Below are 13,674 nucleotides of genomic sequence, written 5' to 3'. Positions count from 1 at the left end.
TTGCCATAATTCTTCATATGAAATGTTAATTTTTTTGTACTGGTCTAACAGTTTAATCACCCTTTCCATCCATTTCGAGATGTTCTATTAAGTAAGAGAGAGCTTCAACGTGATCACCAATTATCCTTAATACTGCTGGAGGATGTCCATTATGACTTACATTCTCCATTAAACGAATTCTATTCGGTTTTACAACATCAACATAATGTACACATTCTACTCTATACCCTTGTAATATAGCTTTTACTTGTGCAAGACTAGGGCATAGTAAACTTTCCCAGCCTATTGCATTTAAGCATGATCTACTCATAGCATGTGGAATTGCTACTAATGAGCCATTACTTAATTGTGGACGATTACATGCTAAATTAAGCATATATTTTACGATGTCTACAACATAAAACGGCGGATGTAACATCGGATTCAAATCATTTAATGCTATGTCAACGCCATCTGAAACTGCTTTTGTAAAGTGATGCAAATCACTTCCTGAAACACTAAAATCACCATCAATAAATAAGAGAATATCTCCTGTAGCTTCAAGCGCCCCAATAGCACGTCCAACATTATGACCAAGTCGTTCGTTATATTCAATAATAGTAGCACCAAGTCTTTTAGCGATACTGGCCGTGTGATCTGTCGAACCATTTACAACGACAATTATTTCTAGCGGTTCTATTTTTCTTGCTTCAAGTATTACTTGTTCTATAGTCTCTTCTTCATTTTGCACTGGTATAATGACAGATAGTTGTTTCCCGTCATAAATTGAAGAATGCATTCCCCAACCTCGATGATACGAAGGATACTGCTTGCTCTCACCTAATCTTTGAATAATATCTCTTCTTTTTCCTGCATCCGTAAACCCTACTCTTCTTCCCTTTTTCTCTATCCATTTAGAAATTCCGATTAAATATTTTTCCACTTTCTCTTTTTCATTTTCTGATAATTCTTTTTTAACTAAATACCCTTCTTCCTGTAACGTCTCATCTCTAGATAACGTTTTTATTGCATATTGATCGCTAATCCGCCAGCCTTGATTCACTATGTTCATATGAGCTAGAACGATATCTTTTATATAATCAAAGCCGATATTTACCACTACTTCTTTCTTAAGTGCATATGGTAATGAAAATATTGAATTGCTTTTTAAATCTGGTCGACATAAAATTTCATTTAACATTTTTCTCCAAACAATATCCATATTTGGACATTTACCAACTTCTATAAATTTATCTATTTTGTTTAATACTACATCAGCCTGATTTGTAATGACTGGCTCAATAAAATTCTTCATTTCATTTGAAGATAATAAAGAATTACTATCTACAAATAACAATACATCTCCTTTTGCTACCTTTACAGAAGCTTCATACCCATCATAATACGTACTATATTTATCCATCAAAACAATATGGCATTTATGTTTCTTTGCTATTTCATAAAAATTACTTCTATCGTTAGGAACTAAAATTATAATTTCAAGAGGATTTAGCTTCCATATAGATTGAATTGACTCTTCTAATATTTGCTCTCTTTCACTATACAAAATAATAACCGTTAACGATTTCATTACACGCCCCCTTTACACATCATGTGACATAAAATATTAAGTATTACCATTTCCTATGAATTTGCTACTTTATTAACATATTCAAAAGTGAATTATACTGTGTAAAAACAACCGTCTATTTTTGAAAATATAAGTTCTGCACTTACCTCCTTCCTCTTATCATTGTTTGTTACAACTCTCACCATAAAAAAGCACAAAAAAAGCCCTAATTTCTTTAGGACTCTATTAAACAAATTTATCAATATTATTAATTTTATATACTACCTTTTTCCATGTTATACCGCGATCTGTTGTAGTAAATATTTCTTTTTTATTACACGCCCAACCTTTACGCCGATTAAAAAAATGCAAACAAAATACATTTTTTAATAATGGATTACTTGATACTTTTATCCATTTTGATCCTTTTTTTATTATTTGATATACACTTCCATTTTCACTATTTATAACCCAGCCATAATAGGAACTAAAAAAAGAAACAGCCACTTTACTAGTATTTATTGTTTTATTTGAAATATGCCACGAATTGCCCTTATCAAATGAGTAATTCATCAAAAATATATCATCATTCATTTTAGTTGGTATTACTAATAGGTTATTTTTATAGATTGCTTTATAAGCCATAGCAGTCCCATTATTAATTCCTTCAAAACTTGGAATATCTTTTATAGCTTGCCAACTTTCCCCACCATTTATTGTTTTAAATACCGTTGATGTTTCATAATGTTTTTGTAATGAAATAAATCCGACTAAATCGTTTATAAATGTTATCCCTGAAATACTATCACTAATACTTATATTTTTTATTAATTTCCATACTTTTCCTTTTGTTTTCAAATAGTATAAATTATGTTCAAATTTATTTGATGCAAGCTTTCTAGATAATACAATCCATATACTATCCATATTCGTAGCATGCAATTGCACTTGAACATCAGTCGATTTCTCCCAATCTTCTTCAACCGGTAAAATAAACTCACTCCATCTTTCCCCTCTATTAACTGTATAAAATATAGCTGGCAATAGATCGTCATTCGTTTTTGTTAAACCATATGCCCAAGAGCTTCGAGCGTTTATTGGATATGCAAATAATACAATTGAATTTAGAGGATTAACAACATCCCATTCTACTCCTCCGTTTCGAGTATATAAGATGGCTTGCTTTTTATTTGTATATTGAATACCAGCCCAACCAAATCTATCAGTTCGCATTTGTAAAGAAGTAAATTGAATATCATTATTTTCCAATATATCACCTCATTCTTATCATATATATATTCGTATGCTATTATTTTCAAAACGTTCTATCATTAGTTATTTATACCATCCGCTTTATCTACTATCTTTATACTTACTTTCCCTTCTCTTCACCACTCAAATATCATTCAATAATGTATCAAATATAATGAAATTCCTTCTATTTTTTCCGTTATCATTTACCAAAAACTGTATTTTACAAAATTCAACTATAAAAAATGCACCCCAATTGTAAAACTATTTCTAACAATTAGAGTGCACTTTATATTAAATATAGCTTTTCATTTTTAAGCACTTACTACAGCAGCAACTTTATCCATACAAGTAATAAATTGAGTAATAAATGTATCAATTTCTTCTTTTGTAATTATATATGGAGGAAGTAAACGGATGATGTTCCCTTGTGTAACATCAACTAACATCCCTTTCTTCATTAGCTCTACCTGTAATTTCTTCACATTTTCATTCGTATCATTCATACTAATTCCAAACATCATACCAGCATGACGTACTTCCTGAATATAATAAGAATTTTCTTTCTGAATTTCTTGCAATTTATCATTTAAATATAGTGACGTTTCATACGCTTCTTGCATTAAACCATCTTCAATCAATGTGTTTAATATCGTTAACCCTAAAGCTGTTCCCATAGATGAATGAGCAAATGTTGTTCCGTGATCTCCAGGTGCAAATACATCACATAACTTCTCACCAACAATGATTCCACCTAGCGGTATCCCGCCTCCTGCTCCCTTACCAATTTGAATAATATCCGGTGTAATATTGAAATTTTGATAAGCAAATAGTTTACCAGTTCTCCCCATTCCACTTTGAACTTCATCAACGATAAGAATGACATTATATTTATCACATAAGTTTTGAACACCATATAAATATTCACTTGATAAAGGGTATATCCCCCCGCTACCTAATACAGGCTCTAGCATAATCGCAATTGGATTTTCTTTAACGATTATTTCTTCTAATTGCTCTATATTCTCGCGCTCTACTTCATATACTGGAATCGATGTTTTAGGGAAATTTTGATATACACTTTCTTGTCTCGTAAAATGAAGTGCTCCTAACGTACGTCCGTGGAAACTATTTTTCAGCACTACGATTCCTTCACGTTCTACACCCGTATTAGCTCTATATTTATCAATTAATTTTAATGTCGTTTCTGTCGCTTCCGTACCAGAGTTTGTAAAAAAGACCTTTCCGTTTTTTAAAGAGCAATCAACTAATTTCTTTGCATACTCAATCGCAACTGGATTTAAAAAATGAAATGGAAGATGCAACGATTTCGTAACTTGCTCCATTGTCGTTTGCACGATTTTCGGGTGATTATATCCTAATACGTTCACTCCGACACCAGAAAATAAGTCTACATACTCTTTACCATCCACATCATAAAGCTTGCACCCTTCTCCTCTTTCTATCGCAATCTTCGTACGACAGTAAGTAGGCATCATATATTCTTTATCTAATTGAAACCAATCCGACATTTTAAATTCCTCCTAATTATTTTCCCTGTTTATTTCTGTTCATTCTCTATAAAGTCATGTATAAATTCATTTTTAAGATTAAAATTTTAATAGTAATTTTCTTCACGATATTCATTTTTCCATAATTTCTTCTATTTCAACAGGTCCACTACATGTGCATTTTTTTCATCTAGCGGTCTGTTGCTCCTTTGCATGTCATACATAATCAAAGGTATAAAATCATATTTAGTAACAATGGACAAAAAAGATTTGGAGGCTATATCGATGGATGAAAACTATAATAAACAGGGGCAATCTTTACTAGGAAAAGGATTTAATGAAAATGGAGAACGTAATGAACAAGCTATACTTCACTCACAAACAGTTGGTTCACGTGGGCCTGTTCTAGAGCAAGATAGTGTACTTCATGAGACGTTACAAGAATTTATTCACGAAAAAATTTTAGAAAGGCCTGTTCATGTAAAAGGATTTGGTGCGTTCGGTTATTTTCAAACGATCTATCCAATGTCTGAACATACTAAACTACGTTTTTTACAAAATTCTAATGCGAGAGTTCCTGTTACGGTGCGATTTTCATTAGCCGTTAGTACGAAAGGAACACCTGACACTTCTAGAAATGTACGCGGTTTTTCTACAAAGTTTTATACAGAAGAAGGCATTTTCGATCTTTTATGTAATCACATCCCTGTCTTTTCCGTTCGTGATCCGATGCGTTTCCCTGAAACGATTCAAGCATTGTTACCTTCACCTATAAATAACTTAATAGACCCTAATAGATTTTGGAGCTTTGTCGCTAGAGCACCTGAATCCATTCATTTCGTTGTCCATTTATATTCTGATGCTGGTACGGCCAAAAGTCTTCGCCACATCCCAGGACATAGTGTTAATACATATGTATGGAGAAATGCAGAAGGTAATCGAAAGTATGTAAAGTATCATTGGTACCCCTTTGAAGGTGTACAATACATTACTAGTGAGGAAGCGAATAAACTGGCTGCTGAAAACCCTGATTATAGCGGGAAAGATTTATATGATGCAATTGCAAATGGTAAACCAGTAGAATACGGTTTATATGTCCAGCTCATGGATCCGAAAGATGAAGCACACCTTTCTTATGACCCTTTAGATGATACAAAAGTATGGGATGAAAAGAAGTATCCTCTTATACCAGTAGGCAAAATGGTATTAAATAAAAATCCTAAAAATTATATGGAGCAAGTAGAAAAAATCGCCTTCTCCCCTTCTAATTTACTAGACGGTGCAGAACTATCAGATGATAAAATGCTGCAAGGGCGTGCTAACATTTACAGTGATTCTCAAAGAAGAAGAATTGGTTCCGAATTTCGCAAATTGGCGATTAACAAACAGCAAAATTGGACGCCTGCTAATCAAATAACGAGTGGTGACGGAAGATACGTTGAAGGTAAACTTGAAAGAACTTCTATAACGAAACACGATGACTTTACGCAACCTAGTGAATTTTATGCGAAGTTAAAACCGATAGAAAAAGAACATCTTGCTAAAAACTTAGCTAGTGATATGAAAGTTATCTCCGATGATATTAGAAAGATCGTTTTAGGGTATTTTCATAAAGTGTCTGCTGATTTAGCCGCAAAGATTGAGAGTGCGTTGCAAAAGATTTAAGCATATAAAAAACGTCATTTTAATGTTTAAAATGACGTTTTTTATAGAAAAATTACTAATAAAATCTATTGTCTCGTTTATAAATTATTAAAGATAGAGTCTCCTGTAAGATTTTCGTTATTTCATTTTACATTATGGTACTCATTTCTCTTTTTCAAATAATCTTTTTCACATTGCAACGGCTTGAATTTCACTTTTTTCCCTTTCTTCTTTTTTGTTTCTATAACGATCCATTCCCCTTTTTCAATGTCTAGTTTTAGGCGTTTCATTACATTAATATTATCTTTTTCTTTATAAAGTAAAAATGCTTCTTGCGCACTCACAAATAAGCCAGGCTGCTCACTAAATCCACCACTATCATAAATTTTAGTTAGCGAATTATAATAAGAATCATTTTCCCTTCCACCATACATCAAATGGGCAGCCTCCAAATTTCTTTTACTAACTTCCCAAAAACTATGTTCATCAATATTTAAATTAAATGTGGATTTAATATCACTTATTATATTCTTCACATGCTTATCATCTCGAATTTTCCTTTTTTCAAGACAATCAGAAGATAGCTCTGGTGCATCTGTTTGAGAATGTACAACTTGTTGAATAGATACACATAATATAAATACACTTAAAATATACAATATTTTTTTCATACTTACGTTTCACCTCAAGTAATTTAGATACTATATTATTTGAGGCTCACAATATTCTTATGCTAACAATGTAAAAGGCCCTATAAATTGGACTTTTATAGAGCCTTTCATATTAACATTTCTTTATCAAATTCACCGGTGAAGCCATTACCTTACTATTTTTCACATCATATAGCCCTATAGGCGTTATACGTATAAAAGGCAAGTGTGTCGCAGAAAAAAATAAAATGGTAAATGCCGGATCGTCATACGCGTAACCACGCTCTTGGAGTAGTTTCACCATCTGTTTCTCTTCCTGTATTAATTTATTCATTTTCAAATTAGACATAATCCCGAGCAATGGTAATGCGATTTCATGTAATACTTCATTCTTTTCAGCTATTACCATTCCCCCGCCAATCTCTTTCACTCTATGAAAAGCTGTAAGCATATCTTCTTTATTCTTCCCAATAAGAATGATGTCACCGGTACCAGAATAAGAGCTAGCAAGACCACCTAGTTCTTTCGCAAACCCCTTTACAACTGTATTCACTCGCCAAGTACCATCACGAGCAATCATCATAAGAAAACACTCATCATGATCTAGAGAAAGTTCATCACAGTTTAAATCAATTTCACTCGTGTATGGTTTAGTTATAACGTTATTCAATAAATGTATACCCATTTTATGAGAAAAAATCATATCCTCTTTTTCTATGGACCAGTCTAATAATAATGGAGTTACTTTGAATTTACTCCAGTCTATTTGTAATGATTCATTTTTGTTTATTCCGTCAAGCTTCACCCATCTCCCTTTTGCAATTACGCTTATTGGAACTGGGTTTTCTTTACTTTCCAAAATATTAATATTAGCAATTCTACCTGTCGCAATTGAACCATGTAGATGTTCCATATTATAATAACGAGCGATATTATAACTTGCCATATGATAAGCATCTATTATTGGCACTCCTTGTTTTATCGCGGTAGCTATCATTACGTTTGTCATTCCATTTTCATAAAACGAAGGATGTGAGCCGTCTGTAGTAAGAATAAATCTATCAAACTGCTTTACTCCTAGTTCCAACAATTCTTTCAGTAACACTTCTAAATCTGGACGGATTGAAGAATTCCTAAGAGAAACTGTGTAACCTTGCATAAGACGGGCAAAAGCTTCCTGCCCTGTCATCGCTTCATGATCACAATCTGTACCTAAAAGCTTTAACTTTGCTAAAGTCGTTTCAGATGCTCCTGGAAAATGCCCTTCCACTTTTTTATGTAATCGTTTCGTTTCCTGTACCCAATGTAACATTTCATCATCGCCATGTAATAACTTTGGCCACGCTGTTAGCTCGCCGCCTTGAAGAACTGCGTCACGCTTAAGCCACTCTATTATTTCTTCACGATTAAATAAAGATTCCCCGTTTTGCAATTCAGTTTGTCCATCAAAACGACACCACCAATACATACTTGATGGAATCTTTTCAAATTCATCTAATAAACGAAATGCTTCTTCACGTTGTAATGTGAAAAATAAAGTTAAATTATCATTAATAAAAGTCGTTGTCCCAAACTGCATCGCATAATTCGCTAAAGTTTCAGGATTATATAATTGATATGGATGTGCATGCGGTTCTATGTAACTTGGAACTACATACTTTCCATCACAATCAATAACTTCACATTCATGCAGTTGCGCTGGCAATTTTTCGCCTACATATACAATCCGGTCATCGTAGATCCAAATATTTGCTTGCACCCACTCGCGCATATAGGAATTTAAATAAGTTGCATTCTTACATAAAATATGCGGACTTCTTTTGCCATCTATTACTTCAACATGTTCTCTTAATTGCTTGTTACTCCATCTAAACTGATTTTCTCCCAATGTATTTCACTCCACATCAATTTACTTTTATTTATTAAAATAAAAACAATTAACAAACTAAAGTATTATCCATTCATAACTCCCCTGTATAACCCCTATACCCTTCATTATATGGAATGATTTTAAAAATAACAATTTTCAGAATTAAAAACACACCTCTTTGAACAACAATAAAAAAGGATGTCGTGTAACTGACATCCTTTTTTATTGTTGAATTACACTTGATGTCATACTAGGAATGCTAATACTGTCCTATACAACAGAATGCCATTCGCTTTCTTTTCATCTATTTCTTAAATTCAATTTGCATCATTTTATTAAATTGTGGAACAATATCGATCCCACCTATAGAGTTAACACTGATAGCCAATGTATGTTTGCCTCCAATTACTCCACCAGCAAAAGTTGTAAATCCAGGAATTCCTCCTCCGTGCCCCCAAACTGATACACCGTTAGGAAGTTTAGTTTCATAGATTCCAAGACCATATCCGTCACCAACCTCTTTTCCTTCTACAGGAACTGTAGTAAGCATTTCTTTTAGCTCGTGTTGCTTTAGTAACTTACCACCGAGTAAAGATGCAAAGAACTTATTTAAATCGTCCGCATTAGAAATCATATCTCCAGCTGCATTAGCTAAACTTGGATTATAATCAGTCATGTCTTTCAACTCACTTTCCCCGTCAATTTTCACATATCCCCGAGCATGATTCTTTCCTGGGATGACGGGTGAATTACCTGGTAAAAACGTATTTGATAGATCCAAAGGCTCAATAATTCGCTTTTCGATTTCTTCTGCGTAACCATTACCAGTTATTTTTTCAATTAGCATTCCTAGTATTACGTATCCTGTGTTTGAATACGACCAACCTTTACCTGGCGAAAAATCTGGAGGTAGAGCGAGTCCTATCTTTACTATTTCTTCTGCTACATACGTTTTCTTCGAATTCATTATGTCAGCGTCTTTTGATTTTAAGTATTCAGCTATACCACTCGTATGATTCAAAAGTTGACGTATCGTAATTTGATTGCCATCATACCCATTTCCTTGAATGAGGCCTGGCAGCCACTTTTCAATTGAATCGTCAAGTTGCAAACGATTTTCACCTACTAATTGAAGAACAGTCGTAGCAGTAAAAGTCTTCGTCACACTACCAATCCGAAAGCGATAGTCCGATTTCATCGGTTTCTTTGTACTTAAATCTGCAACGCCAGCAGTGTAACTACTAGTTTTTCCGTTATTATACGCCTTAGCTAGTATCCCTGTAGCGCCAAGCTGTACTGTTTCCTCCATTACTCGTTTCAAACTATTTCGATTCTTTTGATCATGCACTTGTGATGGACTAGAAATATTTTGAGCTGAATCTGCCTTCAAAGTAAAACCAGGTGCGAATATAGTAGTACCCGCTAATAAAACTGTCAAACTTGCTAACTTAATTGAATTACATTTTTTCATAATCTTCTCTCCTCTATTCATATCGTATTGATTCAAGTTATACTTTCATCCTAAATGATAAAACTCTCTTTTTTCTTATCCATTCCTTACGAAATACTTACTTTCAAAATTTGGCGACCAGATGAGAAAAAATTATGTATGGAAATAAAAAAAGAACGTGTTTTCATTTATAAACACGTTCTTTTAAGCACTCTATTAACTTTTACCATCCTGCACTAGCGTTCATACCATTTCCTATAATAGTAAGAAGTAGTGGCCACAGTACTGGTACTAACGTAAGAAATAGATTAAACAGTATAAGTATTCTATATTTTCCAGGAATATTATAATTTTTACGATTAACAAATAATACAAAAACTAATAATATTATAGTCGTTACAAACAAAAGTAACACTAACAACCAATACCAAACCATTAAACTGAGACTCCATGGCTGTAATAGCTCGTGTACAATGCCAAAGGTGATTCCCAATACGCAAAACTAAAAGTAGTAACTGTTGCTTTGATAAACAATTTACTCGTTTTTTTATCGTATGTATACTTACAATATAAATCTATTATCGTGTATAAAGATAAAAATGCCAATAATACACCTACCCAAGACAATAACCAGTCTCCGCCCCCTCTAACTACCATAAACAGAAACCAACACATCCCTGCTGCAGAAAAAATAAAGGAAAGGAGTATGTTTTTCAATACCGGCTTCATTCTATATTGATGAAATGAAGATAAACTCACAAAAAATGTAACGAGCAAAACTCTACTAAGGCTACCTTTTTCCATTGGTAGAGATATAAAAAAGTAAGTATACATTACCACGTAATTAAATATAAGTAAATAAAATTAATTTACAGTTAATTTTATTTACTTATATTAATGTCACGCTTTTCCGTCTCGCTCTATCCATCGTACAGTCTTCTCTACATCTAACTCCGTATACGTCTTTTCTCCATATCGGACAGACTCATATATCGGAATAATATCTCTCGTTCTACAAATTCTCGTTAACCATTGTTGCATCGTTTCATAAGACCTTCTCTGTTCATGAAATGGTAATGTTCTTTCCCATTCAACTAACGTTTTCCTTATCGTATCTTTAGGTAACGGCTGTTCAAACTGATACTTCACTTTCTTGTTCTTTTCGGTTCTATCCATATTTTCTTTTGTTATCGATTGTTTATCCTGTTGTATTTCTGATTTCGTTACCTTTTTCCTCATTAATTTATAAAAAGCATATAGAATAACCAATGCAATAATTATATAAAAAACTACACTAATCCATGCATTTGAAAGAACAGAAAACACATCACTCCAATAATTTTTTCTTACAAAAAGTGGAATTTTTCTATCTATTTTCGTTCTTATATCTGCATCTCCTGTTTCTTCATCTATAATTCTTTCCGCCTCATCAAGCCGTTCATCTATACTAGTAAAATCATAATTTCTTTCCAATATTGTCTCCGTCTTACTAAAAAAACGCTCTTTTACTATGTCTTGTACATGTACAACACCTTGTGATAACGCTATCGCACTAACCGTAAAGAAAAGTATTATGAAAACTCTAATACTCCACAACTTTACTTTCATATGTCGCCCTTTATTAGCCATGGCATAAACCCCTTCTTATTCTTTAATTACGACCCATTTATTCGTTCTAGTGTATTTCCTTGGGGAAGTACCAAGAATTAAAGGAACTGCATCCAATTCTTTACGACGAAAACCTGCTGTGTAAAAATAAGTAGAAGATACAGGAGTATCTTGGTCCGATATCGCGGCAAGTACTTTTAATACATTTTGCAAATGTTTCCGGTTATGACCGTTCTTTATATGCAACAATCCATTATCTTTTACGCTATTAATCCATACTTCAAATGAACAGTTTTGTATGAGCAATTGTTTACATATGCCTGCCGTTAATTCAATGAGTTCCTCTATATCATTTCTCAAAGAAATACCGCTTTTATTTTGCAAGTTGAGATAAATCGCATATTTATCTGATTGTGTTCGCTCGTATTTTTTCGCAGTTATCGTCCCTGTTTTCGCTGTCGCACTCCAGTGGATAGAACGAAAATCTTCATTTTCATACGACTTCACTCCCATTACTTTCGTTTCATCATATAAGGGTGATGACATCGCTTTTCGAAATCCTCGTGACCATTCTTGCAATTCAGAAACTTGCATTTTCGGAACAGCTGGTAAAACTAAATAAGACGGCGTTTCAACTTGTTTATATGTTATATGGTTCGTTATGAATCCAAAGGGATCCGTAATGACAATTTCAACTTCTTCCCATTTCGCAATTCCTCTTTTTACAGCTACAGCTTGCAAATCAAATGAAACTGACTCTCTTCCTTTTATATTAAAATTCATATAATAATTTGAACCTGTACTATGATTTTTATTTATTTCATCATGATTCCAAGTTAGCTTATTTTCACACTTAAATCGAAATACGATATTAAAAATAGGAAATATCGACTTATTGGAAATTTTCATTTTGCACACATTCGTTTCACCTATAAAAACGTTTGAATTTCCTTGGCTGTATTCCCATTCAACACGAGATACTTTACGTATGTATACATACATAGCACCTATTAAAATTACATACAAAAATACGAGTGATAATATAAGTAGATTACTTGAGAATACACATAAAATAACGGCTACAACTGACATAACTCCCATTACGAAAGGCTCCGCTAAAGGTGTATACACCAGTTGTTGATTCATCGTACATTCTCCATTGGCACATTAATCGTATGAAGAATTTCTTTCATGATTTGTTCTTTCGTCGTTTTCATCTCACCTTCAATCGTTAACGTTAAACGATGAGCGCAAATGGATGCTGCGAGCGTCTTTATATCATCTGGCGTACAATAATCTCTTTCATTTAATATTGCTCGTGCTTGAATCGCTCTCATAAATGCCAACGTCCCCCGCGGGCTTACACCAATTTCAATTAACTCATGTTTACGCGTTGCCTCTATAATTTCAAGAAGATAATCTTGCACATCATTTCCTACTAACACTTCTCTTGCACGTTTTTGCATCATAATAATTTCTTCACTTGAAATAATAGAGTGTAATGTTTCTAACGGATCATTCATTTGAAACCGATTCATCATTTCCTTTTCAGCTTCTCTCGTAGGATAACCTTGGCGTATTGTGAGTAAAAACCTGTCTAACTGAGCATCTGGTAACGGAAATGTGCCAGCAGATTCAAGCGGATTTTGCGTTGCAATAACTAAAAAAGGTTCTGGTAATAAATGTGTCTGTTTCGCAATTGTAACAGTACGCTCTTCCATAACTTCGAGTAACGAAGATTGCGTTCTCGGTACAGCACGATTAATTTCATCTACTAATACTATATTTGCAAAAATAGGACCTAACCTCGTTTTAAATTCCGATTCCTTCACATCAAAATATTCGAGACCAATAACATCTCCAGGCAAAGTATCCGCTGTGAATTGAATTCTTTGAAATTTAGCGTCTACACTTTTAGCCAAACTTTTCGCTAAGGTTGTTTTTCCTGTCCCAGGTACATCCTCTAATAAAATATGCCCTCTTGCTATAAGAGCTATAGCTGCAAGTTCTATCGATTCATCTTTTCCTATAATAACTTTCGAAATATTGTTCGTAATTTTCTTTAATGTACTCATATATGTATCTCCTAACTTTATTTATTCTGAAAATTTAGAATTATTTATTTCCAAATTATAACACAT

At 33.3% G+C, this 13,674-nt stretch carries 10 protein-coding genes and 1 pseudogene; 1 reads left to right on the top strand and 10 read right to left on the bottom strand.

Translation table 11 applies throughout. From position 1 onward, the window contains the following. Positions 1-52: 52 nt before the first annotated feature. The 3 genes from QCI46_RS12595 to QCI46_RS12585 form a co-directional block, all read right to left on the bottom strand. Complete coding sequence (locus QCI46_RS12595) at positions 53-1,570, bottom strand: glycosyltransferase family 2 protein (RefSeq protein WP_088092437.1); 1,518 nt, start codon at positions 1,568-1,570, stop codon at positions 53-55. Positions 1,571-1,795: 225 nt separating this feature from the next. Then, positions 1,796-2,818 (bottom strand): hypothetical protein, encoded by a 1,023-nt coding sequence (locus QCI46_RS12590; protein WP_353840413.1) that lies wholly within the window; start codon positions 2,816-2,818, stop codon positions 1,796-1,798. A 296-nt stretch (positions 2,819-3,114) separates the two neighbouring features. Further along, complete coding sequence (locus QCI46_RS12585) at positions 3,115-4,332, bottom strand: aspartate aminotransferase family protein (RefSeq protein WP_088080970.1); 1,218 nt, start codon at positions 4,330-4,332, stop codon at positions 3,115-3,117. 264 nt (positions 4,333-4,596) lie between these two features. Between QCI46_RS12585 and QCI46_RS12580 the strand changes: the two genes are divergently transcribed. Further along, on the top strand, positions 4,597-5,976 hold the full coding sequence (locus QCI46_RS12580) for a catalase (RefSeq protein ID WP_088080971.1): 1,380 nt from the start codon (positions 4,597-4,599) through the stop codon (positions 5,974-5,976). A gap of 122 nt (positions 5,977-6,098) precedes the next feature. Here the strand turns inward: QCI46_RS12580 and QCI46_RS12575 are convergent, their stop codons facing one another. The 7 genes and pseudogenes from QCI46_RS12575 to QCI46_RS12545 form a co-directional block, all read right to left on the bottom strand. Next, on the bottom strand, positions 6,099-6,626 hold the full coding sequence (locus tag QCI46_RS12575) for a hypothetical protein (protein ID WP_088080972.1): 528 nt from the start codon (positions 6,624-6,626) through the stop codon (positions 6,099-6,101). A 112-nt stretch (positions 6,627-6,738) separates the two neighbouring features. Further along, a complete protein-coding gene (locus QCI46_RS12570) occupies positions 6,739-8,493 on the bottom strand; it encodes an adenine deaminase C-terminal domain-containing protein (RefSeq protein ID WP_353840412.1) in 1,755 nt (584 codons plus the stop codon). Between the two features lie 286 nt (positions 8,494-8,779). Beyond that, complete coding sequence (locus tag QCI46_RS12565) at positions 8,780-9,946, bottom strand: serine hydrolase domain-containing protein (RefSeq protein ID WP_353840411.1); 1,167 nt, start codon at positions 9,944-9,946, stop codon at positions 8,780-8,782. Between the two features lie 202 nt (positions 9,947-10,148). Continuing rightward, a pseudogene (locus QCI46_RS12560) lies at positions 10,149-10,654 on the bottom strand (DUF3902 family protein). Positions 10,655-10,825: 171 nt separating this feature from the next. Next, positions 10,826-11,554 carry a signal peptidase II gene (locus QCI46_RS12555; RefSeq protein ID WP_353840410.1) on the bottom strand — a complete coding sequence of 243 codons (729 nt, stop codon included), beginning with the start codon at positions 11,552-11,554 and terminating at the stop codon, positions 10,826-10,828. Positions 11,555-11,569: 15 nt separating this feature from the next. Beyond that, positions 11,570-12,679 carry a DUF58 domain-containing protein gene (locus tag QCI46_RS12550; RefSeq protein WP_353840409.1) on the bottom strand — a complete coding sequence of 370 codons (1,110 nt, stop codon included), beginning with the start codon at positions 12,677-12,679 and terminating at the stop codon, positions 11,570-11,572. Next, positions 12,676-13,608 (bottom strand): AAA family ATPase, encoded by a 933-nt coding sequence (locus QCI46_RS12545; RefSeq protein WP_353840408.1) that lies wholly within the window; start codon positions 13,606-13,608, stop codon positions 12,676-12,678. The genes QCI46_RS12550 and QCI46_RS12545 overlap by 4 nt, the downstream gene beginning before the upstream one ends. Positions 13,609-13,674 lie beyond the last annotated feature (66 nt).

Source organism: Bacillus cereus group sp. RP32, assembly GCF_040459735.1.
Classification (GTDB): domain Bacteria; phylum Bacillota; class Bacilli; order Bacillales; family Bacillaceae_G; genus Bacillus_A; species Bacillus_A wiedmannii.
Note: the sequence above shows the minus strand (reverse complement) of the source record. Positions and strands in the feature narration are given on the sequence as shown.

Coding starts and splice junctions, on each gene's coding strand:
- QCI46_RS12595 (WP_088092437.1), bottom strand. CDS start 1,570: ATGAAATCGTTAACGGTTATTATTTTGTATAGTGAAAGAGAGCAAATA.
- QCI46_RS12585 (WP_088080970.1), bottom strand. CDS start 4,332: ATGTCGGATTGGTTTCAATTAGATAAAGAATATATGATGCCTACTTAC.
- QCI46_RS12580 (WP_088080971.1), top strand. CDS start 4,597: ATGGATGAAAACTATAATAAACAGGGGCAATCTTTACTAGGAAAAGGA.
- QCI46_RS12575 (WP_088080972.1), bottom strand. CDS start 6,626: ATGAAAAAAATATTGTATATTTTAAGTGTATTTATATTATGTGTATCT.
- QCI46_RS12565 (WP_353840411.1), bottom strand. CDS start 9,946: ATGAAAAAATGTAATTCAATTAAGTTAGCAAGTTTGACAGTTTTATTA.
- QCI46_RS12555 (WP_353840410.1), bottom strand. CDS start 11,554: ATGGCTAATAAAGGGCGACATATGAAAGTAAAGTTGTGGAGTATTAGA.
- QCI46_RS12550 (WP_353840409.1), bottom strand. CDS start 12,679: ATGAATCAACAACTGGTGTATACACCTTTAGCGGAGCCTTTCGTAATG.
- QCI46_RS12545 (WP_353840408.1), bottom strand. CDS start 13,608: ATGAGTACATTAAAGAAAATTACGAACAATATTTCGAAAGTTATTATA.